Source organism: Rhizobium sp. Leaf262, assembly GCF_001422245.1.
GTDB lineage: Bacteria > Pseudomonadota > Alphaproteobacteria > Rhizobiales > Rhizobiaceae > Agrobacterium.
The window spans coordinates 129700-155423 of the sequence record NZ_LMMM01000020.1; the positions used below are offsets into that span (position 1 = coordinate 129700).

Genomic DNA, 25724 nt, shown 5'->3' on the forward strand with positions numbered 1-25724 from the left:
TTAGGGCTCATCTGACATGTTGGGGTCATAAATGGGTTCCGGCATTCCCTGGAAAGGAAGATCGACGACGTATACGTCGCCGCCAAGCCCAACGCCCTCTGCTTTCAGGCTCGTGATGAAAGCAGTCTTCAAGTCTGGCCCGATGAAGCAGATATTGGTCGGATTCGGCACATCGACGTGGATTTCCGCATCGATGCGTCCCCGAGGCGTCATGCGCACAATCTTGCCGCCATCACTTGCCGCGATCCAGTAGCAACCGTCCGTATCGACAGCTGCACCATCAGGCCGACCGCCCAGCGTCGCTTGATCCGCAAACAGCCTGCTGTTTTTGAAATTCCCGGTGGTCGGGTCGAAATCCTGCACCAGCACTCGCGGATTGAGTGGGTTGGAGTCCGATACGTACATGACCCGCCCGTCAGGGCTCCAGGCGAGCCCGTTCTGTGTTCGAAACTGCCCGCCCCGCTCCAGAACCACACCACCACGACCAATGCTGAACAGTGTGCCGAACGCGCCGGGCGCAGACGTATCCGGTGCCATGGAGCCGGACCAGAAACGCCCCTGTCGATCGCAAGCTCCGTCATTCATCCTCCACCCGGAACCGAGAGCCGGTCCGTTACCAGCCCCCAGCAAGATTTCCCCATCGCCAATGTCGAGCGTGACAAAGCCCCGCTCGGTCGAGGCGATAAACCCACCGCAGGCCTTCAGCGCCAAGGCACCTACGCGCACAGGCAGATCGAACTGCTCCATACGAGCAGCCGGGTAGGTCATGCGATAAAGCTTTGCACCGGCCGCATCCACCCAGGTCACGCGCCCGGCATCCGGCTCCCAGACGGGGGTTTCACCAACACCGCAATTCGGGCGGGCGATGCGCTCGGCGGTGTGGACCGAAGGGCCTTGCAATGTCATGTCAGTCCAATCTGCTTTATCAATGCGATGTCTGTCTCACACCGATGGCACCAGACGGCGTTCCGTCCCGGCATCGAAAAGCAGTGCTTTTCCATCGGCAATCGTCAACGCGACCTCTTCGCCAACACGCAGTTCGCTGCGGCTTTTCGAGGAAACGAGTATCTGTCCAACGGGACTATCACAAATCACCGTTGTATCAGAGCCCGTCGTTTCCACCGCATGGACCTTCGCAGGCAAAGCATCGACCGTGCCGTGTTGCACGATCTGAAGATATTCAGGTCGTACGCCCACGACCACGTCACGCCCGCCTGCATCGGTGTAATGTCCGGGTATCGACAACCGGCTCTGCCCATCTTGCAGCAAAAGCGTTTTAGCATCGGCGCTGATCTTCGCCTTGATGAGATTGATGGCAGGCGAGCCGATAAAGCTGGCGACGAAAATACTGTCAGGCAAATCATAGAGGTCGAGCGGTGTCCCGGCCTGCTCGACACGTCCGTCACGCAACACCACGATCTTTTGCCCCATCGTCATCGCCTCGACCTGATCATGGGTCACGTAGACGGAGGTCGTATTCCATTTGTGATGCAGGTCGCGGATTTCGCCTCTCACCTGACTGCGAAGCTTCGCATCGAGGTTCGAAAGCGGCTCATCGAAGAGGAAAACGGCAGGATTGCGGACGATGGCTCGACCCATAGCAACACGTTGGCGCTGGCCACCGGACAACTCCTTCGGCAGGCGGTCCAGCAATTTCCCAAGATCGAGCATCTGCGCGACCTCATCGATCTTCTGCTTGATTTCGTCCTTGGGTCGCTTTGCCAAACGCAGGGCGAAGCTCATGTTTTCACGCACGGTCATTTGCGGATAAAGAGCATAGCTCTGGAACACCATGGCGATGTCACGCTCCTTTGGCTCGAGATCGGTGACATCGCGCTGGCCGATAGCGATCGTGCCCTCGGTGGCTTCCTCAAGCCCCGCGATGATCCGCAGCAAGGTCGATTTGCCCGAGCCGCTCGGCCCGATAAGGACGCAGAATTCGCCATCTTCGATATCTATGGATACGTCCTTGATGACGTCGACGGCACCGAATGATTTCGACACGTTTCTGAGAGAAACCGCACCCATCTTCTTCTCCTGAATTGTCTTGGCGCAAATCCTGCGCAATTAGCCTTTGACCGCGCCAGCCATGATGCCGCGATTGAACTGCCGCTGTAGCAGGAGGTAGACGACGACACTGGGTGCCATGGCGACGAGCGTCGCTGCCACCAGGATATTTGGTGTGATGGTGTCGTCCACGCGCAGCGATCCGAGCGCCACGGGCAGTGTCATCAACTCCTTGTCGTTCACCACGATCAGCGGCAGAAGATACTGATCCCAGATCATGATGAAGCCGAAAATGAGCACTGTCCCTAGCGCCGGACGCACCAATGGCAGGATAACCCGAAAGAATATCTGCCATTCGCTTGCACCGTCGATGCGCGCGGCCTCTTCCAGCTCGAGCGGAATGGCACGCATGAACTCCGTCAGCATGAAGATGGAAAACGCCCAGCCGACCACCGGCAGGATCATCGCCAGATACGTATTGTAGATCGAGACATTAATGATCGGCAGTTCCTTCTGCATGACCAGATAGAGTGGAATCGCGATGACCTCTTCCGGCAGCATCAGCGTACAAAGGATAAGCAGGCTGACGACCGCAGCGCCGCGAAACTTCTTGCGGGCAAGCGCGTAGGCCGCAAGGGCACTGACGGTGACCTGCAAGGCCGTACCGACGATGACGACGATGACCGAGTTCATCAGATATCGCCAAACTTTCATATCCACGAGCGCGATGCGGAAGTTCTCAAGCGTCGGGCTATGCGGAATGAGGGTCAATTCACCGGGTTTCAGGCTGACGCCACTGAAGGCGGTAACCAGCGCACCCCAGAACGGCCCGACGAAAACAACGATCAGAATGGCGTAAAGGACATACCGCATCACGGTTAGCAGAAGAGGAGTTTTCATCTTTCGTCTCATCACCGGGTAAATCTGGATTTGATTTTCATGTGCAGCAGCGTCAACAGGACCGTAAACACCAGCAACATGAGCGAGACAGCCGAGGCGTAACCGTAATTCAGCTCCTCGAATCCAACCTTGTAGACATGGGTCATGATTGTGGATGTCGAACCTGCAGGGCCACCGCCCGTCGTGGCGTAGACTTCGGCGAACACCCTGAAACCGCGGATGAATGACAGCATCAGCACCACCGAGATGGAGGGAATGATGCCCGGCAACGTCACATGCCAGAGCTTGCGCCACATGCTGGCACCATCGACATTTGCAGCATCGTACAGTTCCCGGTTCACGCCTACGAGACCCGCAACGAAGATCACCATGTCATAGGGCGCGCTTTTCCAGACGCTCATCAGGATCAGCACCCACAGCGCCTGATTGGGATCGCTTAAAAAACCCTGGGGCGCGATGCCGATCAGTCCCAGCAGGGAGTTGACGAGGCCATAATCCGCCGAATTGAAAAGGATACGCCAGATTTCTGCAATGATGGCGACACTGGTAATGGCGGGCAGAAACACGGCAGTACGAATGACGCCCAGATGGCGCGCCGGCCCTTCCAGCGCAAGCGCCATGAAGAATGCGACGAAGGATGCCGACAGCGTGGCTACAATAACATAGATCGTCGTATGGATAACCGCAGCGCGTAACGCCAGATCGTTGAAGGCGCGGTAGAAATTGTCGAGCCCCACCCATTTGCTGTCGGAATAGAACTGCACGTCGTAAAACGACATGGAGAAGCCCGAAACCATGGGATAAAACTTGAACCATGTGAAAATGATCAGGGCCGGCGCCAGAAACAGCCACGGAATGAGTGATGTGCTGAGACGTTTTCTTGTGCGGCGACGCTTGGGACGGGATGCGGGCGTGGCGCTTTGCGCAGCGGAAGACTGAGACATGACGGACATGTTCACCTCAAGAAACAATGCATGGCCTCCATCCCCTCAATGTAAAGGGGATGCGGAGAAAACCGTTTACTGTTTGGAAGCTGAGAGCGCGTTCTGCCCGCTCAATTCCGTAGCGACCTGAGTGTTCAGGGCTTCCAGCTCTTCGGCAACGTTTGCGTCGCATTGCGCCAGAATTCGGTTGAAACCTTCGCCGGTGACCGTCCGGATTGCCGTCCAGTTCGGCACGGGCGGCATGTAATGGCCGTATTTGTCAAAGGTCTCCTTAAAGACCATCCAGCGCGGATCGTTGCGCACGGCATTGACATCCACCTTGGTGTTGACAGGGAGGCGAACGATCGGCGTCTTGCCAGACCCCTGCGCCATCGCGATTTCCTGCCCCTTCGGTGAAATCAGAAAAGCGAGAAACTTGTTGGCCGCATCCACATCCTTGACGCTTTTCAGGAGGTAGGCGCTCGTGCCCTCGGCCAGCGAAGCGACACCGGCGGGACCTGCGGGCATCATGACGACTTCAACCACATCTTTGCCGGGTTCGGCATCAAGCTGCGGAATGTGATAGGGGCCGGAGATGAATATGCCCGTCTGACCAGAACGGAATGTCGGCAGGGTGTCGCCCGTCGTTGCATTGATTGCGCCAGGCTGGGCAAGCTTGTCGCAGATCATGCCCCGCACATAGGTAAGCGCCTCGGTCACCTGCGGCGTATTGAGCGTAGGGATAAAGCCATCAGGCGCCTGCTTGACGTAATCACCACCCGCCTGCCAGATGAAACTGCTTATGAACCAGCTGGCATAACCACGGGTGGTCGACCCGGGGATTGCCATGCCGAATGTGTCAGCCTTACCGTTTCCATCCGGGTCCTTGTTGGTGAAAGCTTCCGCCAGCTTGCGCACATCGTCCCAGGTTTTCGGCTGCGGCATGTTCAGCTTTTCGCGCCAGTCCTTGCGGATGAACATCGCAAACGCCTGGGCCGAGATCGGCACCGAATAAATCTGCCCGTCACCCGCCTTGGCTCCATCCCATGCGGACGACGACACATCCTGGCTGCCATCGATTTTTGCGGGGTCGATCGCTTCCAGAATACCCATCTGGCGCATTTGGCCAATTGCGGTGGTGTCGTTGAGCACAATGTCCGGCAAGGTGCGGCCCGCAGCGGCTCTCGCCAGTCGCTGTTCGAAATCGATGCCGGTGTTGAACGTCTCAACCTTGATGCCGGTATCTGCCGTGAAAGCATCCGTCAGCGCCTTCAGAACGCTGATCGATTCATCCGTCTGCCTTGACCAGACGCTGATGGTCTGCGCCTGCGCAGCAGCAGTGCCTGCACACATGATCGCGCAGCTTATCAGCAGCGCATTGAGAGTTTTCTTCCGCATAGACGCCTCCCGCGTTTCAGCTTCGGCAAAATTCGAAGCTTTGCCACTCACTCACATGATGAATTAAAGATAGTTATACGACAACACAAGTTTTTTATATAACTAATTTCCACGTGTGGTGTTTGATGAAACCGCTGACACATCCACTCAAACCTCATCAATGCATTGAAAACGATAGATATTCCTATCGCGAAGGCCATACCCAGGAAGGTGCCTCGATTGCATCTGCAACGGTCTCGCCCAAAGACTTGGAGAGTGTGATCATCATGGCATTGCCCTGCATATTCAGGGCAGAAACCAGATCTTCCGCGTGCGACACCACGATGAGCTGGGACCGCTCGCATGCTTGCAGCACAAGGCGGGCCAATGGCGGAAGGAGGCTGGGATGCAGACTGGTTTCCGGCTCGTTCAGCACCATCAGGGAGGGTGGTCGAGGCGTCATCAACGCTGCGACAAGCAGCAGGTATCGCAATGTGCCATCGGACAATTCGGCGGTGGAAAGAGGGCGCAGAAGACCTTTCTGTCGCATCAAAAGTTCGAAGCGCCCACTTTCCTGTCTGATCTCGATTGTGCTGCCGGGAAAGGCGTCGTCGATCGCGGCATGAAGCCCGTCAGCATCGCCGATTTCCAAAATCGTGGCGACGGCTGCGGCGAGGTCGGCACCATCAGACGCCAGAACCGGTGTTCTGGTGCCCACCTGCATCTGCCGAACAGGCGCATGGGGATCTGTGCGAAAATGATCGTAGAAGCGCCAACCATTCATGCGGGCGCGAAGATAGAGCAGTTCCGGAAGATTTTTAGGATCGGCGGACTGTGTCATCATGCTTTCGAAAGACGCAAGATCGTGAAGCAATACCTCACGCCTGCCGCTTTCCGATAATGCCGTGACAGTCGGCCCGGCACGCTCGGCAAAAACATTCCGACGACTGAGCGTCTCGCCCGCCCAAACGGCTTCTGCCTTGATGACCGGGTCGAGCGAAAAGTAGCTCGGCGGAGGCGGCGCGACGGGCAAGCCCAGATCGATGGCATAGCCATAATCCTCCGATGCCAATCCAAGCTTGAGCGCAATCGGGTGTTTCCGCACCGTTCCCTGCAAGGGAACGCTGCCGTCTTTCATGCCTCTGGAGAATGCCTCGGGCCCTGCCCAGATCGTGGATTGAAGCCCCCCTTCCGCCGCCAGAGAAGCAATTGCCCGCCCCTGCGCCACATCGGCAAGAAGCCGCAACGCCCGATAAAAGCTGGATTTGCCCGAGCCGTTGGCTCCGGTAACGACAGTGAGTTTTTCAAGCGGTAGAACGAGATTACGTAGAGAGCGGTAACCTGAAATAGCGATAGTCAAAATCATAAGCACTGGCCTTCGAACGTAACAGGCATGCCGTTTATAGCATCGTCACCAGCAGCTTACCAAACGCGAGAGATGCGAATTCGCCCTCGGAAGTTACGGCGTTTCCACAAGAATGATCACTCCTCCTGCAAAAGCCCGTAGATGAGGCGGGCTTGAGCTCAGCAATGCCCTTGCGGATAAGACCAAAAAAGGAGAAGCTGATGGTCGGAAGTATCGGGTGGATAGGTTATATGGCTTCTTTGGGGTGCTGGCGTTCGGGGCGTTCAGCAGGCAGTTTTTTTATCGTCGTTCTCATGTCGGCTCATCATGCCGCAGCGGAGAACGACTCGCAAAAAACATCCACCGGTTGGGTCATCACGATCGGGGGCTCTACGGAATACGGACCTTCCTATCCGGGCGCCGATCGCGGGTCGCTGGGCTTCATCCCCTCATTCGATATCCGCCGCATGGACGAGCCAGCGGATTATAGCGCGCCGGATGACAACATCGACTACACGCTGCTGGAGTTTTCAGGCGTGGAGTTCGGTCCTGTCGCGGGCTTTCGCCCCGGTCGCTCGACGTCAGATGATCGCCGTCTGAGTGGGCTGCAGAAGGTGGATTGGGCCATCGACGCGGGGGCTTTCCTGCAATATTGGCCGGTGGAAGACAAGGTGCGGCTGCGCGTCGAAACCCGTCAGGCGCTCTGGGGCGGTGAAGGCCTTCTCGCGGATTTCGCGGCGGACTGGTTTTTGCCCGTGACCGACAAGCTTGTTCTATCGGCTGGCGGTCGCGCTTCCGTGGCCAATGGCGCCTATATGAACACCAACTTCAGCGTGACACCTGCCGAATCCGCGGCAAATGGACGGGTTGATGCTTTTGACGCGGACGGTGGATTGAAATCGCTCGGCGTTGCTGTCGCCGCGACCTACAATATCTCACAGGTCTGGAGCGCGCAGGTCTATTATAAATATGACCGGCTTTTGAACGATGCCGCCGATAGCCCGATCACCAGCGTTCTGGGCTCGCCCGATCAGAGCATCATCGGCGTTTCGCTGACGAGGTCTTTCGAAATCAGCTTTTGATTGATCAGTTCGTGTAGAGATATTGGCGTGTCATGGGAAGAACGTCGTTACGTTTGGCGATCTGGATCTGGAAGACGACGAGATCCTCATAGCGGAACGCGGCTTCCGCCGTTGACAGGTAATATTCCCACATACGGCAAAAGCGCGCATCATACAGGCGCTCCACATCATCCCGATGCGCCATGAAACGGTCTCGCCAATGGCGCAGCGTCAAGGCGTAGTGCAAACGCAGAACTTCCACATCGGTAATGACGAGACCCGCAGCTTCGATGACCGGCACGATTTCCGACAAGGCTGGAACGTACCCGCCGGGAAATATGTATTTGTCCAGCCAAGGCGTGGTAAATCCTGGAGGACCCGAGCAGCCGATCGTGTGCAGGACCATTACGCCGTCGTCCGCCAAGAGCGCATCGCAGGTCTTGAAGAAAGTCGCATAGGAGCCCACGCCCACATGCTCGAACATTCCGACAGAGACGATCCTGTCGAAGCGGCCCGTCAGCGTTCTGTAGTCTTGCAAGGCAAATTCGACATGGGCAGAAGCGGGCTGTTGCCGCATGCGCGCATAGGCCAACTGTTCTTCCGACAGGGTTATGCCAAGCACGCGGCTATCTGGTACGTGTTGGCCCAAATGAAGGGCAAGACCACCCCAGCCCGACCCGATGTCCAGAATGGTATTGCCAGCCTCAGCCTTGAGCTTTTTGGCGATGTGCCGCTTTTTGGCGGCCTGCGCATCCTCGAGAGACTGATCTTCCCGCTCGAAATAGGCGCAGGAATATTGCCTGTCGGCATCCAGAAAAAGCTCGTAGAGTCGCGCATCCAGATCATAGTGATGCGCGACATTGCGCTTCGAGCGAGCCGGCAGATTGCGAAGGCGAAAGCTGCGAAACCTGGCCCGCAGTCCATCGATCAGCCGGGAGACAAGCGGGTGTTTCCGGTTGCCTGCTTCCCGCAGGATCAGGGCGACGAAATCGTAGATCGTTCCCGTCTCTACGCAGAAGCGCCCATCCATGTAGAGCTCCCCCAGACGCATATCGGCATCGATCAGAAATGCCCATTGCGCCCGATTGTCCATGAAGCGGACGGAGACGGGCGTGCCCGTGCCATCCCCAAACGTCATGGTGCGGCCTTTCGCGGTCTTCACCGTCAAGGCACCGCTTGAGACGATGCGCGCAAGCGCGCGCTTCAGGATGCGGTCGACAACAGAGTAAACTCTGGCGTCATAACGATCTGGTTGCGGCATGCCGATCATCCCTCTCCAACATCTGCGGCGGTGCCGGGCGTGTCTTGCCATCGCCTTTTTCCGCAATCGCAATCAACCAGACACCGGTGAGGATGAGGATGCTGCCGATGACTTGGAGGGTGACGATGGGCTCTCCGAAAATCAGCCATCCGCTGGCGATGACCAGCACATAGCTCACGGCAGACAGGGGAAATGCCTTGCTGAGATCCAGTTCGGAAAGAATATTCATCCAGAGGAAAAAGCAGATGACCTCGACTGCAATGGCTGCAAGGACCCAGTGAGACTGGAGCGCACAGGCAAGCCGATGCCACATGCCGCCGGTCTCACCCATATCCTCAGCACCGCGTTTGATGAAAATCTGAAACAGCGTGTTCAGCACCGGCACCGCCAGCCATGACAGACGGATCGAGGACATCATGTGGCCTCGTCGGTGGAAAACATCGGTGACAGCAGTTTCAGCAGCGCCTGTACGGCAGGATTTCGGTGACGAAAGAACATGGTGTTGGCCGTCAGCGTACTGCCCAGCCGCAGCTTGTTTTCATAATAGGCCTGCCCGCTTTGATAACGGGTCAGACCGTTGTCGAGGCAATAGCGCAGATTGGTGAACCAGCTCAGAAAATAGGGGTTGTAGGGACGCCCCTTCTCCCCGTCCATGCAGAAGAACTTGTCGATCAACGTCTCGTCGTCGTGAACGAGCAGGTTGGCCGCAATCAGCGTATCACCGACGAGGTAGAAGGTGCAGAAGGCGCGGCCTTCCATTCGTTCCAGAATGCCCGAGAAATAGGCTTCCGTCAGTTCCTCGAACTGCCATTCGCTGCGGTTGCGCGTATCGTGATAAAGCGCCATGACCTGCGGCAACAAATCGGCAAAATCGGTTCTCGTTTCAATATGCACCTTCCCAAGCGACTTCAGCTTGCGGCGCATATCCTTGCGCGTGCTGGCAGACAGGCCTTCGAGGTAATCCTCTATCGTCTCGAAGTCGATATCGAGGCTGGCCGTCGGCAAGCCGCCGAGTGCGGCATAACCCCGTTCGCGTATCACATCGACGAGCGCAGAAGACGTTGTTTCCGGCACATCTTTCAGTGCCATCAGCGGGCATTTTTCCTGGGCGGCGTAAGCCTCGAAAGCGTTCAGCAGCATGCGCAACAGCTCTGCGCGCTGGCTGACCGCAACATCGGGGTGAAATCCTATCGCCGCAGTTTCCGTGCAGGGAGAGCCCAGACACGCAAGCCGCAGGGTGAGAAATCCGGGAAACCATTGCCGCATCTTATGAATGGACCGGCGAACCCGGCCTGCTTCGAGCGTCGTATCCAGCGCGTAAGAGCAGACGAAAAACGGCATGGCGGCGACGATCAGGCCGTTTTCGACAAGGGTCACATAGCGCCACTCAAAGCTGGCAAGGCCAGCGTCTTCTATCGCCAGCAGGCAGTCGTAATCCTCGACCTGCGCAGGGAAGCAGATGTTCCATGCTGCGGGCGCGATGTCGTGAATCGTCTTGCTGATGTGGGTCACCGTATCGCCGGTTCCCATGGCAACGGGACTATGAATGAGGTGCAGCATGATGAGCCTCGAAAAAATCGGCGGTGAAATCCGCGACCTGGCGATGGTGCCGATCGACGTGGATCATGTGATAGCTGTCTTCGATCCACCGCAGTTCGTGCGATCCGCCGATGTGATCGTTGATGTAGCGGGCATGCCGGGCATGACTGAGATCGTCTTCCACCGAATGCACGATCAGCGTCGGCGTATGGATGTCAGGCAGTCTTTGTTTAAGCGCCTTGCCCAGCCGATGCATCTCCACCAATCCCTTTCCGGGAAACTTTTCGAGAATGCCTTCACTTGCCATTCCCTCGATCATCCGGCGCATGCGCGGGTCCTTGATACCCATCGAAGGCGTTTCGCTGAAACTCAGCCGATCCAGAAACGGAACGTGCGAAAGCCAGTCGATGTGATGGGAAAGAAGCGGGTAATAGAACGGCACGTTCCAGCCATCGTAACCGAAGCATGGCGAGTAGACCGCAGCCGCCCTGATGGTCTCCGGTTGGGCATCCGCAGCCAGAATGGAAAGCTTGCCCCCGACGCAGATGCCAGCCGCAAAGACCTCTTCCGTGCGGGCCTTGAGCAACGCCGCCGCATCGATCAAACTGTCCAGCCAGTTTTGCCAGCTGGAGCGGCGCAGCGTATCGACATCGGAACCGTGCCCAGCCAGAAGAGGTGCGTAAACGCTATATCCCCTCCGATTGAGCTGCCGGGCGACCAGCCGCATTTCCGACGGCGCACCGGTAAGGCCATGGACGAGAAGAACGCCGCTGCCATTGGTTCCTTCCAGATAAAAACTCAGACCGTCAGATGTCACGATGCAACTCCAGTTCACGATTTTCCTTGGCCATGAAGCCCAGTGCGTGGCAGGTGCTGATGACGTGTACGCCCGCTTTTTCCTGTTCGGCCCTGATCTGCTCGTGCAGCGTGCTGAGTTTCGTCCAATGGGTTTTCGGGCGGTAATGGTGTTCTGCATGATAGCCATTGCCAAACCACAGCCAGTTGTAAAACGGCTTGTGACTGCTGACGCCCCAGGCAATCGGGACATCGGGATCACCGTGCAGATGTTCGTAATATCCGTTCAGGGACGAAAGGCAGTTGCCGAGATAGTAGAAGGGGACGAAAAACAGCACCGCTTTCCAATCGTAAAGCAAGGCGGCACCGACCATGGCCAGAAACACCACCAGCTCCAGACGTCCCCATTTTGCGTCAAAAGGACGGTTCTTGGCGATGGCCTTGTGGATGTCTCCAATGTCGTCGCGGAAGAAACTGAGGAAGGTGTATGACCAGACATTTTCCGGCTCACCGTTGCGGCCGTGGCGGTAGATCGAGAGGAGATCGACCGTGTCGCCTTTTTCATCCGGCCTGTCACTGTTTCCAGAATGATGCCGCATGTGGATCCAGTGATAGTAGGTCTGGGAAAACCCGATCGCAACGGATTCCAGCAGGCTGAATCCGTAGTTCATCCACTTTGGCTTGAAATAGGGCGTGTGGATGAAATTGTGGGATATGCTGTTGATATTCCAGGAGATGGAAATGGCGTAGAGACAACCGAGAACGCCGGAAAGCCAAAGCGGTCGGCTGTGGAAACCGGCAATCAGGTAGATGTCGAAAGCCAGATGCGCGACAGCTGCGATGACCGGGGCGACATCCCATTTGGTATGTGCGAAGATTTTCATAATCCTGTAACTCCCACACAGACAACGCCGGAGGTGATGAGAAACACCCCCAGGGCGTGATTGATGTTGATGTGTTCCTTGAAGAGAATGGCCCCGGCCACCACGATTGCGGCGTAACTCAACGCCATCAGCGGAAAGGCAATCGAAAGCGGCACCTTCTGCAAAACCGCAGTCCAGCTCATCAATTCGATTGCCCAGAATACGATCCCAGCCCATGTGACGGGTTTGACCAGAGTGGCGGTCAGCGTGCTGTCATTGGCAGCATATTTAAAGCAGACTTCACGCGCTGTTTCCGCAAGGATGCAGAAACAGATCAGGCCAAGCATGGTGAGGGTCAGGCTGCCGTTCATTGCATGTGCTCCGCCAGAATATCCAGAAGCGCATGGTTTGCCGCGCTGTTGACATCCTCGATAGAGGATTTGTCCTGACGCAGACGCGGCTGATCGATCAGGCTCTCGACCTTCTTGGCAATCTGAGTCCACGGCATTCCCGAATAGGCCGGCGCGGAATAATCACCGATGACGTCTGCACCAATGATGCGATGACGCCTGCCGATTTCGCTAATGAGGGACAGGAGATAGGGCAACCGCATACCGCCCTGATCCCAATTGGTGACGGCGTCATCGGCAGCCAGAACATCCTTGTCGATGGAGATATAGACCGATGGCGTCTGGATGCGACCAAGAATTTCCTCGAAGAAATTCGCCTCGCCGATACCGCAAATCGAGCGCCAGTGCAGCGCACCGGCTTCCTGGCGGAAACTCGGCCCGCTTCCATAGTCTGATGACACCCGGCTTGGAGGATGCGAATAGGGATAAAGCTCGAGCCTGCCCTGTGCGAGCCACTTTAAATTGGCACCATTACGCTCGGGATTGCGCAAGTCGTCGCTGCACACACCAATGGTGATGACCTTTTCGATATTACGATTTTCCAGCGCGCTGTTGACCCAAGACCCGCAGTGCAGCCCGCCGTGAAACGTCACCCAATCCGGGTGATTGTCGAAGTGGATCAGCGTCGTGGGGGTCGGATGTTTTTCCAGGGCGGCATCGAGCAGCAGGGCCGTGACGTGGTGAAAATCCCCTGATCCCATGAAGCAAAGCCGGGGTTGCCCGTTAAGAGCACATCCGTTCTTGGAAAGGCTGCGGGCGAGTTCACTTAGCTGACGCTGCTTGCTCCACAGCCGCACATCCCTGCCCGCATCCTTGTCGACATGTTGCGACGCGCCTGCGGCAACACAGGCGCGCACGAAGCCGGGCTGCAACTCCAACGCATCATCGAGATGAAGGAGAAGGAGTTGCATGGTCCTATCTCCGTTCAGCGCGGATCAGGAGTTGATCGAGCAAAGCGAGCGCAAGGTCGATTTCCTCATAGGTGATCAGCAGGTTCGGTGCGAAGGTGATGACGTTCTTGTGGTAACCGCCGACATCGAGAACCAGACCGTAGGTGCTGGCACCCACCTGCAAGTCGCCCTTCATACCTTCGTCGCACAGCCAGTCCATCGTGGCCTTGTCGGGCGTGTAACTGTCGTCCTGGCAAATCTCCATACGCAGAGCAAGACCCAGCCCATCCACCTCGCCGACGATGGCGTGTGCACGCTGCAATTGTTTCAAGCCATCCAGGAAATAGGCACCCTTGGCCATGATCGCGGCGCCGAAGTCTTCCTCCTGCAGCATCTTCATGGTTTCCAGCGCCACAGCCGTTCCCATCGGGTTGCTGGCGAAGGTCGAATGCGTCGAGCCTGGAGGGAATACGGTTGGATTGATCAGCTCTTCTCTGGCCCAGACGCCGGACAGAGGATTGAGCCCGTTGGTGATGGCTTTGCCGAACACCAGAACATCCGGCGATACACCGAAGTGCTCCACCGACCAGAGTTTGCCGGTACGATATACACCCATCTGGATTTCATCGACCACCATAAGGATTCCGTGGTCATCCAGAACCTTCTTCAGACCCGTGAAGAAATTCATCGGTGGAATGACGTAACCGCCGGTTCCCTGAATGGGCTCGATGTAGAAGGCGGCATATTCGCTCTTGCCGACCTTTGGATCCCAGACGCCGTTATATTCGCTTTCGAACAGGCGAGCGAATTTGGCCACGCACGTTTCACCATACTCTTCCTTCGACATGCCCTTGGGCCCGCGGAAATGATAGGGAAACTCGATGAACTGTGCGCGGTCGCCAAAATGGCCATAGCGGCGGCGATACCGATAGCTGGAGGTGATGGCCGAGGCGCCGAGCGTGCGGCCATGATAGCCACCCTCGAAGGCAAACATCAGGCTTTTCCCGCCCGTGTAGTTGCGAACGAGCTTCAGCGAATCCTCGATGGCCTGTGACCCGCCAACGTTGAAATGCACACGGCCCTTGTGACCGAACTTCTGTTCGGCATCCTGAGCGATGAGCGTAGCAAGCTCGACCTTTTCGCGGTGCAGATACTGGGATGCCACCTGTGGCAGACGATCGAGCTGGCGGTGAACCGTCGCGTTCAGGCGTTCATTGCGGTAGCCGAAATTGACGGCGGAGTACCACATCTGAAGGTCGAGAAACGCCGTGCCGCCTTCATCGTAAAGATAGGACCCGCTGCATTCGGTGAAGAACTTCGGCTTTGGCGAATAGTGAACCGTATCGCCATGGGAACAATAGGTGTCCTCCAGGACGCGCAGTTCCTCTTCAGTCTTTTCGTTCGGCCAATCGGCTGCTGTGTGAACGGGTATGACATTGCTACGCATAAAAATGCCTTTCAGGATGGTTCACGCGATGAGAGTTTTCGTCTGGGCACGGTAAGACCGTGCTCCGTCGGACAGGATCGACGTGATGCGGGGAAGAAGGTCGGTGAAAGTGTTGAAGGGGATGAAGGGGATACCCTGCCGGCGGCAGTGATCGGCAAGCTTGTCTTTTGCAAATACGATGTCCGCTTTATCGGACACGCAGAAGTCCGAGCGACCGTCACCGATGTAGATCGTGCCGCCGACGGCTTCAACCACTGCGCATTTGCAGACACCTGAGCCGGTGCCGCAGTTACGTTCCGCAAAGGGCTGGCTTATGGAATAGGTGACGCCGTCTTCGCTCTGATACTGGGTCAGCACGTTGGCGATGATCGGCAGACCGGCGATATCGTGGCGGGCCAGAATACGGCCTATGAAATAGCCGACACCATCGCTGACGACGGTGACCGGAACATTCCATGCCTTGCATGCGGACAGAAAGGCCGGAAATCCTGAATCGATCTCAACCGTATCGAGAAGCTCATCGAGATCATGCGGTGTGACATGGAGAAGCGCGATCTGTCTGCGCATGCATTCTGCCGACCCGATGAGTCCACGGAGCCATTGCTGTTCTATGAATTCCCATTCCGGGTGGGCAAACCGTGTGAGAACCAGATCCGTCGTATCGCCGACCGAGATCGTTCCGTCAAAATCACAAAACACTTGCATGAACCAATTCCTGCCTGTCGTCTGGCAGAGGTCATAACAAGGGCTGATGAGCCGAAGCTTAGGTCAAAATGAAGCGAAACTGAAATCGTCACACATTTTGAGGAATATGCAGATAGACCTTCAATCCGGCCCCCCACTCGGGCGTACCCATGTCGATCTTGATCGAGAGCCGTTCGGCAATGTCGGCAACGATAGCAAGGCCAAGGCCCGATCCTTCCGTCTGCAGCGTATCGACCCTGTAGAAACGCTGGAACACCGACGACCGCTCTTCCGGCGCAATGCCGGGGCCGGTATCGCTAATGGACAGAAGGCACGCGTCGCCGTCACTAGAGACCACAACGGCCACCCGCCCCCCGACGACGGAGTATTTCACGGCGTTGTCGATGAGGTTGACGATGATCGTCCGCACCGAGGCCCCATCGGTTTCGACCTCGATATCCTCTTCACCTTCGAGCGAAACATCCAGATTACGGCTGTTGATGAGGGCGCCAAACTCCGCCAGTACGGAGGCCGTCATATGATAGAGGGCTACTTTTTCGACGCGAAGCGGATGATGACTGACCCGCGCAAGCCGCAAAAGCTGCTCGATGAGATGCGAGGCCCGGTCGTTGCTTTCCACCAGAGACGAGATGAGCTGCTGGCGTTCGGCTTCATCATCTGCGTTGCGCAGCATTTGCAGCAGCAGCTTCACCGAGGCCTGCGGCGTTCGCAACTGGTGGGCAGCAAGATCGGAGAAGCGCCTTTCGAGCGTCAGGGAATTGCCAAGCTTGACGAGAAGCTGATTGATCGAGCGGCCCAGAGGCAGCAGATCACGCGAAAGAGCCCCTGTGGGAATGGCCGAGAGGTCATCGGGGGAACGGGTGCGGATCTGGCGGACCAGATCATGGATCGTGCTGAGGCTGCTGTTGATGCCGAGCCAGATCAGCGCAGCGATGATCGGCAGAATAACGAGCAGCGGGAAAAACAGATTGAGAAGAATATTGGCAACCAGCGTTGCCCGCAGGGTATCCTTCTGACCGACTTCGAGGACGATGGCGGTGTCTGGAATGCGAAGCGAATAGATGCGCCATGCTTCGCCCTTATACGAAAAATCGCTGAAACCGACCGGTCGCGGCGGCACATCGGATAAAAATGCCGTGCTGCTGTAAACGGCGATATGACCATCGACCCAGGCGCGAAACATATGGGCGTCGGCGTAATCATCCGCATCCTCGTTGAAGGCCAGTTGATTATCCATGCTGAAATCGATGTCGCCCATCTTGTGCGGACCCTGGCGGGCTGGATCTTCAAGCCGATGACGCAGCAATCCCCACATGACATTGGCATCATTGATCATTTGCGCATCGTAGATGTTGTCGATCTCTCGTGTAGCACTGTCGAATGCGAAAGCGCCAATGGCGACGATGGCCACCACGACGACCGGGGCTATTCTGAGAAAGAGTTTGCGCGAAAGCGTCGAGTTTTTCATCGCTCTATCATATACCCAACGCCGCGAATGGACTTGATCACATCGGTCCCGAGCTTTTTGCGCAGATTATAGATGTTGACTTCGATGGCGTTGCTTTCGACCAGACTGGACGCATCGTAGAGCGCATATTCGATGTCATTCTTGGTGACGTAACGGCCCGCTCGCTCCATCAGCAGCTTCAGAAGATGAAACTCCTTGGCGGTGGCATGAAGCTGGACACCGCGTCGGCGGATGACCATGGCCGATGGGTCTACCTCCAGATCACCACAGCGGATGACACTTTCCGTGCGGCCATCCCGCCGACGTATGAGCGCCCGCAGCCGCGCCAGAAGCTCATCCAGATCGAAAGGTTTGACCAGATAGTCGTCCGCACCTTCGTCCAGCCCCTCCACTTTCTGCCTGACGGAATCAAGCGCCGTCAAAAGCAGCACCGGAACCCGGTTTCCCTTCTGCCGCAGACCTTTCAAAACCCCGATACCGCCCAATCCCGGCAGGTTGATATCAAGAATGACGGCGGCGAAATCCGAATTTTCTGCGGCTTCAAGGCCGGACACGCCATCGCGAAACCAATCCACGCCGTAAGCATGTTTCTCCAGGGCTTTCTGGAGGGATGAACCGAGAATATTGTCGTCTTCAACGAGTAAGATACGCACAGTGTGATCCTAGGCATTCAAGAGCGCTCGCGGATGGAAAGGGCGCGTCATGATGTTACTGGCGCGTGTGCGACAGCCCATCTTTGCAAACTGCTCGCAATGATCGGAGAAATCAACTGACTGTTTATGTCCGGGATGAGGTTTGTATTTTCTGTTAAATACAGCGCCGAACTGCAAAAGGCCCGAATGACTTCGGGCCTTTTGCTCATCATCATCAGCAAATATCACATGCGATTACCGGATCAATGGCAACAGCCGGTCGAGGCTTTGCTTGGCATCCCCGTAGAACATCCGCGTGTTCTCCTTGAAGAACAGCGGGTTCTCGATACCGGAATAGCCGGTGCCCTGGCCACGCTTAGAGACAAAGACCTGCTTGGCCTTCCATACTTCAAGAACCGGCATCCCTGCGATAGGCGAGTTCGGATCTTCCTGTGCTGCCGGATTGACGATGTCGTTGGAGCCGATGACGATAACCACATCGGTCTTTGGAAAATCGTCGTTGATCTCGTCCATTTCCAGCACGATATCATAGGGTACCTTGGCCTCCGCCAGCAGCACGTTCATGTGCCCGGGCAGGCGACCGGCCACCGGGTGGATGGCGAAGCGGACTTCCTTGCCACTCGCACGGAGCTTTCTGGTCAGTTCGGAAACAGACCCTTGCGCCTGCGCAACCGCCATGCCGTAACCGGGAACGATGACAACGCTGTCGGCATCGTTCAGTGCGGAGGCGACACCATCGGCATCGATGGCAATCTGCTCGCCTGAAATCTCCATCGCCGGACCAGATACGGTGCCGAAGCCGCCGAGAATGACGGAGACGAACGAACGGTTCATCGCCTTGCACATGATATAGGAAAGGATAGCGCCCGAGGAACCGACCAGCGCACCTGTCACGATCAGAAGATCATTGCCCAGCGTGAAGCCGATGGCCGCAGCAGCCCATCCAGAATAACTGTTCAACATGGACACGACGACCGGCATATCGGCTCCGCCGATACCCATGATCAGGTGATAGCCGATGAAAAAGGCCGCGAGCGTAACAAGCACAAGCGCCCATGCACCCGCTCCGTTGACATACATGATGAGCAGGATCAGCGACAGGATCGCTGCACCGGCATTCAGCATGTGGCCGCCGGGCAGCTTCTTTGCCCTGCCATCAACCTTTCCAGCCAATTTGCCGAACGCGACGACAGAGCCAGTAAAGGTGACAGCACCGATGAAGACGCCGAGGAAGACCTCTACCTTCAGGATGACGAGTTCGACCGGAGATTTGTGCGCCAAAATCGCTGCAAAACCGGAAAGAGCGGCCTTTGCCGCTTCATCAAGGGCAGCAACATCTGCAGCCTCGATATGCGCATTGAAACCGATGAAAACGGCTGCAAGGCCGACGAAGGAATGCAAAGCCGCAACGAGCTGCGGCATCTCGGTCATCTGTACGCGATTTGCAACATAATAGCCGAGGACCGCACCGCCGATGATCATCAGAAACACGATGAACCCGTGGCCGACATCTGGACCGAAAACGGTCGCGAATACGGCGAGCGCCATACCAAGAATGCCGTACCACACGGCCCGCTTGGCGCTTTCCTGACCGGACAGGCCCCCAAGAGAAAGAATGAACAGAACTGCTGCCGCGACATGGGCGGCCGAAACGATACCAATCGTCATGATAATACCCCCTGTTTGATCACGACTTCTGGAACATGGCGAGCATGCGCCGTGTCACCAGAAAACCCCCGACGACGTTGATTGTGGCAATCAGCACCGACAGCGAAGCCAGGATCACCACCAGCCAGTTACCGGAACCGATCTGCAGCAATGCGCCGAGGATGACGATGCCGGAAATCGCGTTGGTTACCGCCATCAGTGGGGTGTGCAGCGAGTGGGATACGTTCCAGATAACCTGAAAGCCGATGAAGCAGGCCAGAACGAAAACGATGAAATGGTTCATAAAGCTCGATGGTGCGTATGCGCCCACTAACAGTAGCAGCGCGGTCGCGCCGAGAAGCAGCAGACCCTGACGCCGTGTCTGTGTCTTGAAGGCGGCTGTTTCTCTCGCACGTTTTTCCTCCGGTGTCGGCTCCTTGACCTTCTCCTTCGGTTTTTGCGCCGCGATCGCCTTTATTTTCGGCGGCGGCGGCGGATAGGTGATTTCGCCCTGATAGGCGACCGTCGCGCCGCGGATGACATCATCCTCCATATTGTGCACGACGTGACCGTCCTTGGCAGGCGTCAAATCCGTCATCATATGGCGAATATTGGTGGCGTAGAGCGTAGATGCCTGCGAGGCCATGCGGCTGGGAAAATCGGTATAGCCGATGACCACGACGCCGTTGTCTGAAACGACACGCTGATCGGCAACGGTCAGGTCGCAATTGCCGCCACGTTCGGCCGCTAGATCGATGATGACAGAACCGGGCTTCATCATCGCAACCATGTCAGCAAGCCATAGTTTTGGTGCATCACGGCCCGGGATCAGCGCCGTGGTGATGACGATGTCGATTTCGGGCGCCAGTTCGCGAAACTTGGCGAGCTGTTTCTCAAGAAATTCCGGCGAGGACGGGGCTGCATAACCGCCCGTTGCTGCGCCATCCTGCTGATCGGCAAAGTCGAGATAGACGAACTGAGCGCCCATTGATTCGATCTGCTCGGCCACTTCAGGGCGCACGTCGAAGGCATAGGTGATCGCGCCGAGCGAGGTCGCCGTGCCGATCGCGGCAAGTCCTGCAACACCCGCGCCAATCACCAGAACCTTTGCTGGTGGCACCTTGCCCGCTGCCGTTACCTGTCCCGTAAAGAAGCGACCGAAGTTGTTGCCAGCTTCGATGACCGCACGATAGCCAGCAATGTTCGCCATCGATGAAAGCGCGTCCATCTTCTGGGCGCGGGAAATACGCGGCACCATGTCCATGGCGATCACATTGATGCCCTTGGTGCGCGCCTCTTCGAGAAGCTCGGCGTTTTGCGCAGGATAGAAAAACGATATCAGCGTCTTATCCGCAGATATTAATGTGATCTCCGATGACTGTGGAGGTCGAACCTTGACGACGACATCGGCTGCTTCATACAGAGCCGTGGCGCTATCGACCAGTCCCACACCCGCGGCACGATAGGCTTCGTCGGAAAAACCCGCCGCGATACCGGCTCCCCTTTCAATCACGCATTCATATCCAAGCCTCTGCAAATGACCCGCGCTATCTGGCGTCAAAGCCACGCGCGATTCATCACTGCTTATCTCCCTCGGCGATCCAATTTTCATGCCGTCTCCCTCAACCTCCGTACGACGTGTCTTCAACTTTCACAGCCCTGCAACTCCATTTCCGTTGCAGCGCAAAACTCTCCGTTCACGAGCTAAATAAATGATAGCTTGCTGGACAAGGCGTTTATGGCCCTAATCGGTCGCATGCGGCCAAAAAGCACAGCAAAAAACCGGCCATCCTTGTCATTATCCGCGGCAAATTAGCGACGGCAAATCAAGAAGATTCTGAAAATCATCACGAGCGTGAGAAAGCTCCTGGCAAGGGTTCAGCGCACGCCAGCAGCAAGCAAGCCCGTCCCCTATTCAAGATGCGGACGCGATATCAATTGTTACGGCCTGAGGCAGGTCATGCATTATCGTATCTGCACCCACGCCGGTCTGGCACATGGTCATGGCAAAGGTTGCCGGTGCTTTCAGCGGTGTGAGCTTGTGATGCAAAACATTGCGCCTGTAGGTAACGACCTGATGAGGTGCAGCAACGAAAGCCTTAAATGTGGCAACGTCTGGCCGACCAGAGGCATCCGGCTCGCAAACGATGACAAGCGAGGCGCATTGATCGAGCGCAAGAAACGTCTGCGAGGAAAAGGGATGCGTTTCCAGCTGCCTGATCGTCAGTTCCTGCGCCACGTTTTCAATCCTCACCATCTGGAGGACGGGCCGCTTTGCGTCGTCCGTTGCGATGAAGGTCTCTTGCACAAAGGCGCTTCCGTTGAACTGAGAGGTGTCGAAAACCTCTCCAAATGGCGCGAAATCTTCTTTCGTCAAGGGCTTGGCAATGACACGGCTCATTTGCCCGCCTCCCCGAACTCAAGTTGCACTTTCATGCTTTGCGAACGGTCGCTGGCAAGCTCGAAGGCTTCACGGGCCCGGTCGAAAGGCAAGGTGGCGCTGATGAGAGGCTTCACATCGATCAAGCCCTGCCCCATCATTTCGACGGCCAGTTGGAACTCTTCATGGAAACGGAAGGTCCCCCTGAGTTGCAACTCCTTGGCAACGATGGTGTTGATCGGCAAAGTCATCTCACCGCCGAGACCGAGCTGCACAATCACACCCCCAGGCCGCAAAATATCCAGTGCGGAAACGAGCGCCGACTGGTTGCCGGACGCTTCAAACAGCACATCGAAAGTGCCTTTATCAGCACGATACAGATCGAGTGCTGTAGCATTCGAGCCAACATTGATCGCCTCGTCGGCTCCGATGCGCCTCGCCAGCTCCAGCGGAGCCTCGGCAACGTCGGTGACCACGATCCGCGCCGCACCGGCTCTTCGGGCAACAAGCACGCTCAACATGCCAATGGGGCCGGCACCGGTGACAAGAACCTGCTTGCCCAGCAGCGATCCCGCTTGGCGCGCCGCATGCAAACACACCGCCAGGGGTTCGGCCATCGCCGCCTCACCCATCGATAGCGCATCGTCAATGGGTACGGGTTGAGAGCCGTGAACGGTCACGATCTCGCGAAATCCGCCCTGAATATGAGGGGTTCGCATGGCACTGCCCATAAAACGCATGTCGAGGCACTGGTTTTGCATTCCCTCGGCGCAATAGCGGCAATGTCCACACGGTCGGCTCGGATTGACGGCAACGCGCATGCCAGGCACGAGATGCGACACATCTCCACCGGCTTCCAGTACAACACCGGAAAACTCATGACCCAGCGCCATGGGCTCACGCACGCGCACGGTCCCAAAGCCGCCGTGGTGGTAATAATGCAGATCAGACCCGCAAATGCCGCCCGTGGAAACACCGACTCGAACCTCATCCGCACCAAGTGATTGGCTCGCCACCTCCTCGACGCGCAAATCCTTCGGTGCGTGGATGACCACTCCTCGCATGACTTTCTCCTCCCAATTTCTTTTTTGTGACCGCTAAAGAACAGCCAGCATTCCACCATCGACGTAGATGATCTGGCCGTTGACGTAATCGGATGCCGATGACGAGAGGAACACGGCGGTGCCGATCAGCTCTTCCGGCTTGCCCCAACGTCTGGACGGCGTGCGCCCCTTCACCCAGGCATCGAATTCAGGGTTATCGATCAGCGCCTGGTTCATGTCGGTAAGCATGTAGCCGGGGCCAATGGCGTTGGATTGAATTCCGTGTTGCGCCCACTCCGCCGCCATGGCACGTGTCAGCATCTTGATGCCACCCTTTGCAACCGTGTACGGTGCAACGGTTGCCCTGGCGAGTTCACTGGTAAGTGAACCGATATTGACGATCTTGCCATATCCCCTCGGGATCATGCGCTTGGCCGCCTCGCGACCAATCACGAATGCGCTGGTAAGGTTGGTATCGATCACACGTTGCCAGTCCGCGGTCTCAAGCTCGATCATCGGTTTGCGGTATTGAATACCAGCGTTATTGACGAGAATATCGACCTCGATGCCCGCCGTGTCGAGCGCGGCGAAAGCGTTTTTGATCGCCTCTTCCGAGGTGACATCAAACGCTGCCGCGTCAGCCTGATGGCCTGCCGCGCGAAACTCGGCAACGGTTTCATCGACACGGGAAGGGTCCGTACCGTTGATGATGATGCGGGCGCCGGCAACGGCAAGCCCTTCGGCCATGGCCCGACCAAGCCCCCGTGAAGAGCCGGTAACGAGAGCGGTGCGCCCCTGAAGACTGAAAATTGTCTGATTGCTCATCCGGCGTCCCTCACATTGCGCTGCGGCGAACCGTCAGGTCCGACCGTTCAAAGACCTGAGGCAGCAACTCCGTGCCCAGGCCGGGGCCTTCCATCGGAAGGACGTAACCATTCTCGATGACAGGAACATTCGTCACCAGTTCCTTGTACCAACCGGAATAAAAAGCACGCACCGACTCCTGAATCATGGTGTTGGTTTGCGAGAAGGATGAATGAACGGCAGCGGCATAAGCAACGGGGCCTGTACAATCATGCGGTGCGAAGGGTCGGTGATAGGTATCGGCCAAAGAGGCGATCTTGCGCCCTTCCGTCAGACCGCCGGTCCAGACCAGGTCGGTCATGACGATGCCGATGGCTCCCGCTTCCAGCATGTCCTTGTAAGGGAAACGGGACCCAAGTGTTTCTGAGGCACAAATCGGCACACTTGTCGAAGCAGCAAGCTCCTTCAGCGCCGAGACAGAGTTCATCCGGATCGGGTCTTCATACCATGTAGGGTCGAACGCTTCGAGTTCCCGCGCAATCTTCTTGATCGTCGGCAGGTTCCAAAGGCTATGAAACTCCACCATGATGCGCATTCTGTCGCCGACTCGCGAGCGGATCTGCTCGAACGGCTTGATCGCGGCCCGCAATTGCTCACTGGTAATATATCGACCATCATTCTCGATTGCCGCGGGATCGAACGGCCATATCTTCATCGCCGAAATGCCCTGCTCCAGCAGGTTTTCGGCAAGAGCGCCTGCATCCGTCATAAAACCTTTCAGGTCTTCGTAGGGGCCTTCGGCGTTCTCACGGAAGTTCCATGTATCGACCGGCTTGATCTTGTTGGAGCGAACGTAACCGTAACCTGCGCAGGTGTTGTAGACCGGAATGCGATCATGGCAAAGACCACCCAGCATCTGATGAACGGGCTGGGCGCAGACCTTGCCGAAAATATCCCACAGCGCAAGGTCGATCGCGGAGGCAGCACGGTATTCAGCACCTGTCGAAGCTTGCGCCATCGGCAAGTTTACGAGTTCGCGGGCATGCGCCTCGATGCGCAAGGGATCGCGACCCAACAAACGACCGGCGAGCACATCGTGAATGTGAGCCTCCACGGAACCCGCACCATAGAAGGTTTCACCAAGCCCGATGACTCCCGCGTCCGTATGCACGCGCACCCACAGGACGTTTGCGAACTCTTCCGTTCGCAAAGTTTCAATAGACGTAATTTTCATTCGATCCTCCGCACGTCCCGCTCTGGTCCGCGTCCAATTGTTCGACGAGCCTCCCAGCCTGCCATGGCAGCGGACAATAATATCGCTTGTGAAATTTCACAACATGTTTTATACGGAAAACACGCTGACGTTCTGGACCGTGACGGGAGGAGACCGGAGATGGCACGAAAACAGACCAAGCCGGAACTCGTAACCGAAGGCCAAAAGCCGCAGCGGGCAAACCGGGTCAATTTCTTCGACCTCGCCTATGAGCGGATCGAGGAACTGCTCATCAATTGCGAGCTGAAGCCGGGTCGCCAGTTGACCTTGCAGGAACTGCAAGATGTAACAGGCCTTGGCCGAACTCCGGTCCACAATGCCGTCAGCAGGCTTGCGGCAGACACCCTCCTGATCGTTTTGCCACGCCATGGTTTACGGGTAGCGCCTATCGATCTGGCGCGGGAACGCCTTTTGCTGCAATTGCGCCGGGATATGGAGCGTTTCGTCGTGCGTCTGGCGGTAGAACGCGCCAGTCTCTCCCATCGCAACCAGATGCTGCACCTTGAGCGCGCGCTTCGTGAGCGTCGCGACAAGATCACCCTGACCGAATTCAACCTGCTGGATCGCCGGATCGACCAGATCCTGCTTTCTGCGGCGAGCGAGCCGTTCCTTGAGCATACGCTGCGACCGCTACACACCATCTATCGCCGCATCGGCTTCATTCATCACACGCTGACGCATGGTAAAGCCGATCTCTCACCGACTGTTGATTGCCATCTTTCCGTCCTGAACGCAGTCGCCAACCGCCATCTCGATACGGCAATCTCAGCGACAGACGCATTGATCGGGTTCGTGGACTCAATGTTTGACGAGATGGAGGTTGGCATTGATCCTCGACTGCTGGATTGCAGCATAGAGCCGATTTTCAACATTTAAAAGACAAGGCGGCACGGGTAGCAAACTCTCCAGAGAGGCCCTGTCGCACCCCGCATT

General features: G+C 56.9%; 25 protein-coding genes. 2 read left to right on the top strand and 23 right to left on the bottom strand.

The features are described from left to right. From ASF29_RS21660 to ASF29_RS21685, 6 genes are all read right to left on the bottom strand, one after another. Nucleotides 1-906, bottom strand: a complete 906-nt coding sequence (locus ASF29_RS21660) for an SMP-30/gluconolactonase/LRE family protein (protein ID WP_062452751.1) — start codon at nucleotides 904-906, stop codon at nucleotides 1-3. A gap of 36 nt (nucleotides 907-942) precedes the next feature. After that, a complete protein-coding gene (gene ugpC, locus ASF29_RS21665; RefSeq protein WP_062452752.1) occupies nucleotides 943-2028 on the bottom strand; it encodes a sn-glycerol-3-phosphate ABC transporter ATP-binding protein UgpC in 1086 nt (361 codons plus the stop codon). Between the two features lie 39 nt (nucleotides 2029-2067). Beyond that, entirely contained in the window at nucleotides 2068-2907 is an 840-nt protein-coding gene (locus ASF29_RS21670) for a carbohydrate ABC transporter permease (protein WP_062452846.1), read from the bottom strand. Between the two features lie 11 nt (nucleotides 2908-2918). Further along, nucleotides 2919-3860, bottom strand: a complete 942-nt coding sequence (locus ASF29_RS21675; protein WP_200925566.1) for a sugar ABC transporter permease — start codon at nucleotides 3858-3860, stop codon at nucleotides 2919-2921. Nucleotides 3861-3926: 66 nt separating this feature from the next. Beyond that, complete coding sequence (locus ASF29_RS21680; protein ID WP_062452753.1) at nucleotides 3927-5228, bottom strand: sugar ABC transporter substrate-binding protein; 1302 nt, start codon at nucleotides 5226-5228, stop codon at nucleotides 3927-3929. 184 nt (nucleotides 5229-5412) lie between these two features. Beyond that, nucleotides 5413-6573: an AAA family ATPase gene (locus ASF29_RS21685; protein WP_062452754.1), complete on the bottom strand. Its 1161-nt coding sequence runs from the start codon at nucleotides 6571-6573 to the stop codon at nucleotides 5413-5415. Between the two features lie 230 nt (nucleotides 6574-6803). Between ASF29_RS21685 and ASF29_RS21690 the strand changes: the two genes are divergently transcribed. Beyond that, entirely contained in the window at nucleotides 6804-7634 is an 831-nt protein-coding gene (locus tag ASF29_RS21690; protein WP_244473622.1) for a MipA/OmpV family protein, read from the top strand. A gap of 4 nt (nucleotides 7635-7638) precedes the next feature. On the opposite strand, the gene ASF29_RS21695 is transcribed toward ASF29_RS21690, so the two are convergent. From ASF29_RS21695 to ASF29_RS21775, 17 genes are all read right to left on the bottom strand, one after another. Beyond that, on the bottom strand, nucleotides 7639-8874 hold the full coding sequence (locus tag ASF29_RS21695; protein WP_244473623.1) for a cyclopropane-fatty-acyl-phospholipid synthase family protein: 1236 nt from the start codon (nucleotides 8872-8874) through the stop codon (nucleotides 7639-7641). Continuing rightward, complete coding sequence (locus tag ASF29_RS21700; protein WP_082453699.1) at nucleotides 8852-9289, bottom strand: EamA family transporter; 438 nt, start codon at nucleotides 9287-9289, stop codon at nucleotides 8852-8854. The genes ASF29_RS21695 and ASF29_RS21700 overlap by 23 nt, the downstream gene beginning before the upstream one ends. After that, nucleotides 9289-10404, bottom strand: coding sequence for a GNAT family N-acetyltransferase (locus ASF29_RS21705; protein ID WP_244473628.1), 1116 nt, complete (start codon nucleotides 10402-10404; stop codon nucleotides 9289-9291). The genes ASF29_RS21700 and ASF29_RS21705 overlap by 1 nt, the downstream gene beginning before the upstream one ends. 10 nt (nucleotides 10405-10414) lie before the next feature. After that, on the bottom strand, nucleotides 10415-11230 hold the full coding sequence (locus ASF29_RS21710) for an alpha/beta fold hydrolase (protein WP_062452757.1): 816 nt from the start codon (nucleotides 11228-11230) through the stop codon (nucleotides 10415-10417). Beyond that, nucleotides 11220-12092 (bottom strand): fatty acid desaturase, encoded by an 873-nt coding sequence (locus ASF29_RS21715; protein ID WP_062452758.1) that lies wholly within the window; start codon nucleotides 12090-12092, stop codon nucleotides 11220-11222. The genes ASF29_RS21710 and ASF29_RS21715 overlap by 11 nt, the downstream gene beginning before the upstream one ends. Continuing rightward, the gene (locus ASF29_RS21720; protein ID WP_062452759.1) at nucleotides 12089-12442 is read right to left on the bottom strand and encodes an EamA family transporter; all 354 of its coding nucleotides are present in this window, start codon (nucleotides 12440-12442) and stop codon (nucleotides 12089-12091) included. Before ASF29_RS21720 ends, ASF29_RS21715 begins: the two co-directional genes overlap by 4 nt. Beyond that, nucleotides 12439-13392 (bottom strand): arginase family protein, encoded by a 954-nt coding sequence (locus ASF29_RS21725; protein WP_062452760.1) that lies wholly within the window; start codon nucleotides 13390-13392, stop codon nucleotides 12439-12441. The genes ASF29_RS21720 and ASF29_RS21725 overlap by 4 nt, the downstream gene beginning before the upstream one ends. Nucleotides 13393-13396: 4 nt before the next feature. After that, entirely contained in the window at nucleotides 13397-14818 is a 1422-nt protein-coding gene (locus ASF29_RS21730) for an aminotransferase class III-fold pyridoxal phosphate-dependent enzyme (protein WP_062452761.1), read from the bottom strand. Nucleotides 14819-14839: 21 nt separating this feature from the next. Continuing rightward, nucleotides 14840-15523, bottom strand: coding sequence for an MtnX-like HAD-IB family phosphatase (locus tag ASF29_RS21735; protein ID WP_062452762.1), 684 nt, complete (start codon nucleotides 15521-15523; stop codon nucleotides 14840-14842). Between the two features lie 88 nt (nucleotides 15524-15611). Continuing rightward, a complete protein-coding gene (locus tag ASF29_RS21740; RefSeq protein WP_062452763.1) occupies nucleotides 15612-16991 on the bottom strand; it encodes a HAMP domain-containing sensor histidine kinase in 1380 nt (459 codons plus the stop codon). Continuing rightward, a complete protein-coding gene (locus tag ASF29_RS21745; RefSeq protein ID WP_062452764.1) occupies nucleotides 16988-17644 on the bottom strand; it encodes a response regulator transcription factor in 657 nt (218 codons plus the stop codon). Before ASF29_RS21745 ends, ASF29_RS21740 begins: the two co-directional genes overlap by 4 nt. 234 nt (nucleotides 17645-17878) lie before the next feature. Next, complete coding sequence (locus ASF29_RS21750; RefSeq protein ID WP_062452765.1) at nucleotides 17879-19312, bottom strand: NAD(P)(+) transhydrogenase (Re/Si-specific) subunit beta; 1434 nt, start codon at nucleotides 19310-19312, stop codon at nucleotides 17879-17881. A gap of 19 nt (nucleotides 19313-19331) precedes the next feature. Next, complete coding sequence (locus ASF29_RS21755) at nucleotides 19332-20903, bottom strand: Re/Si-specific NAD(P)(+) transhydrogenase subunit alpha (protein WP_062452766.1); 1572 nt, start codon at nucleotides 20901-20903, stop codon at nucleotides 19332-19334. Between the two features lie 303 nt (nucleotides 20904-21206). Next, nucleotides 21207-21692: an ureidoglycolate lyase gene (locus ASF29_RS21760; RefSeq protein WP_062452767.1), complete on the bottom strand. Its 486-nt coding sequence runs from the start codon at nucleotides 21690-21692 to the stop codon at nucleotides 21207-21209. Continuing rightward, nucleotides 21689-22735, bottom strand: coding sequence for an L-idonate 5-dehydrogenase (locus tag ASF29_RS21765; protein WP_062452768.1), 1047 nt, complete (start codon nucleotides 22733-22735; stop codon nucleotides 21689-21691). Before ASF29_RS21765 ends, ASF29_RS21760 begins: the two co-directional genes overlap by 4 nt. Nucleotides 22736-22768: 33 nt before the next feature. Beyond that, nucleotides 22769-23539: an SDR family oxidoreductase gene (locus ASF29_RS21770; protein ID WP_062452769.1), complete on the bottom strand. Its 771-nt coding sequence runs from the start codon at nucleotides 23537-23539 to the stop codon at nucleotides 22769-22771. A 10-nt stretch (nucleotides 23540-23549) separates the two neighbouring features. Then, the gene (locus tag ASF29_RS21775) at nucleotides 23550-24752 is read right to left on the bottom strand and encodes a mandelate racemase/muconate lactonizing enzyme family protein (RefSeq protein WP_062452770.1); all 1203 of its coding nucleotides are present in this window, start codon (nucleotides 24750-24752) and stop codon (nucleotides 23550-23552) included. A 159-nt stretch (nucleotides 24753-24911) separates the two neighbouring features. On the opposite strand from ASF29_RS21775, the gene ASF29_RS21780 reads away from it, so the two are divergent. Next, nucleotides 24912-25667: a GntR family transcriptional regulator gene (locus tag ASF29_RS21780; RefSeq protein ID WP_062452771.1), complete on the top strand. Its 756-nt coding sequence runs from the start codon at nucleotides 24912-24914 to the stop codon at nucleotides 25665-25667. Nucleotides 25668-25724: the final 57 nt, after the last annotated feature.

What these genes read in the sequence shown, in the direction of transcription:
- ASF29_RS21770 (WP_062452769.1), bottom strand. Translation starts at nt 23,539, where the DNA reads ATGAGCAATCAGACAATTTTCAGTCTTCAGGGGCGCACCGCTCTCGTT.
- ASF29_RS21750 (WP_062452765.1), bottom strand. Translation starts at nt 19,312, where the DNA reads ATGACGATTGGTATCGTTTCGGCCGCCCATGTCGCGGCAGCAGTTCTG.
- ASF29_RS21755 (WP_062452766.1), bottom strand. Translation starts at nt 20,903, where the DNA reads ATGAAAATTGGATCGCCGAGGGAGATAAGCAGTGATGAATCGCGCGTG.
- ASF29_RS21730 (WP_062452761.1), bottom strand. Translation starts at nt 14,818, where the DNA reads ATGCGTAGCAATGTCATACCCGTTCACACAGCAGCCGATTGGCCGAAC.
- ASF29_RS21705 (WP_244473628.1), bottom strand. Translation starts at nt 10,404, where the DNA reads ATGGGAACCGGCGATACGGTGACCCACATCAGCAAGACGATTCACGAC.
- ASF29_RS21735 (WP_062452762.1), bottom strand. Translation starts at nt 15,523, where the DNA reads ATGCAAGTGTTTTGTGATTTTGACGGAACGATCTCGGTCGGCGATACG.
- ASF29_RS21775 (WP_062452770.1), bottom strand. Translation starts at nt 24,752, where the DNA reads ATGAAAATTACGTCTATTGAAACTTTGCGAACGGAAGAGTTCGCAAAC.
- ASF29_RS21670 (WP_062452846.1), bottom strand. Translation starts at nt 2,907, where the DNA reads ATGAAAACTCCTCTTCTGCTAACCGTGATGCGGTATGTCCTTTACGCC.
- ASF29_RS21700 (WP_082453699.1), bottom strand. Translation starts at nt 9,289, where the DNA reads ATGTCCTCGATCCGTCTGTCATGGCTGGCGGTGCCGGTGCTGAACACG.
- ASF29_RS21780 (WP_062452771.1), top strand. Translation starts at nt 24,912, where the DNA reads ATGGCACGAAAACAGACCAAGCCGGAACTCGTAACCGAAGGCCAAAAG.
- ASF29_RS21740 (WP_062452763.1), bottom strand. Translation starts at nt 16,991, where the DNA reads ATGAAAAACTCGACGCTTTCGCGCAAACTCTTTCTCAGAATAGCCCCG.
- ASF29_RS21715 (WP_062452758.1), bottom strand. Translation starts at nt 12,092, where the DNA reads ATGAAAATCTTCGCACATACCAAATGGGATGTCGCCCCGGTCATCGCA.
- ASF29_RS21675 (WP_200925566.1), bottom strand. Translation starts at nt 3,860, where the DNA reads ATGTCCGTCATGTCTCAGTCTTCCGCTGCGCAAAGCGCCACGCCCGCA.
- ASF29_RS21725 (WP_062452760.1), bottom strand. Translation starts at nt 13,392, where the DNA reads ATGCAACTCCTTCTCCTTCATCTCGATGATGCGTTGGAGTTGCAGCCC.
- ASF29_RS21660 (WP_062452751.1), bottom strand. Translation starts at nt 906, where the DNA reads ATGACATTGCAAGGCCCTTCGGTCCACACCGCCGAGCGCATCGCCCGC.
- ugpC (WP_062452752.1), bottom strand. Translation starts at nt 2,028, where the DNA reads ATGGGTGCGGTTTCTCTCAGAAACGTGTCGAAATCATTCGGTGCCGTC.
- ASF29_RS21685 (WP_062452754.1), bottom strand. Translation starts at nt 6,573, where the DNA reads ATGATTTTGACTATCGCTATTTCAGGTTACCGCTCTCTACGTAATCTC.
- ASF29_RS21765 (WP_062452768.1), bottom strand. Translation starts at nt 22,735, where the DNA reads ATGCGAGGAGTGGTCATCCACGCACCGAAGGATTTGCGCGTCGAGGAG.
- ASF29_RS21760 (WP_062452767.1), bottom strand. Translation starts at nt 21,692, where the DNA reads ATGAGCCGTGTCATTGCCAAGCCCTTGACGAAAGAAGATTTCGCGCCA.
- ASF29_RS21680 (WP_062452753.1), bottom strand. Translation starts at nt 5,228, where the DNA reads ATGCGGAAGAAAACTCTCAATGCGCTGCTGATAAGCTGCGCGATCATG.
- ASF29_RS21720 (WP_062452759.1), bottom strand. Translation starts at nt 12,442, where the DNA reads ATGAACGGCAGCCTGACCCTCACCATGCTTGGCCTGATCTGTTTCTGC.
- ASF29_RS21690 (WP_244473622.1), top strand. Translation starts at nt 6,804, where the DNA reads ATGGCTTCTTTGGGGTGCTGGCGTTCGGGGCGTTCAGCAGGCAGTTTT.
- ASF29_RS21695 (WP_244473623.1), bottom strand. Translation starts at nt 8,874, where the DNA reads ATGCCGCAACCAGATCGTTATGACGCCAGAGTTTACTCTGTTGTCGAC.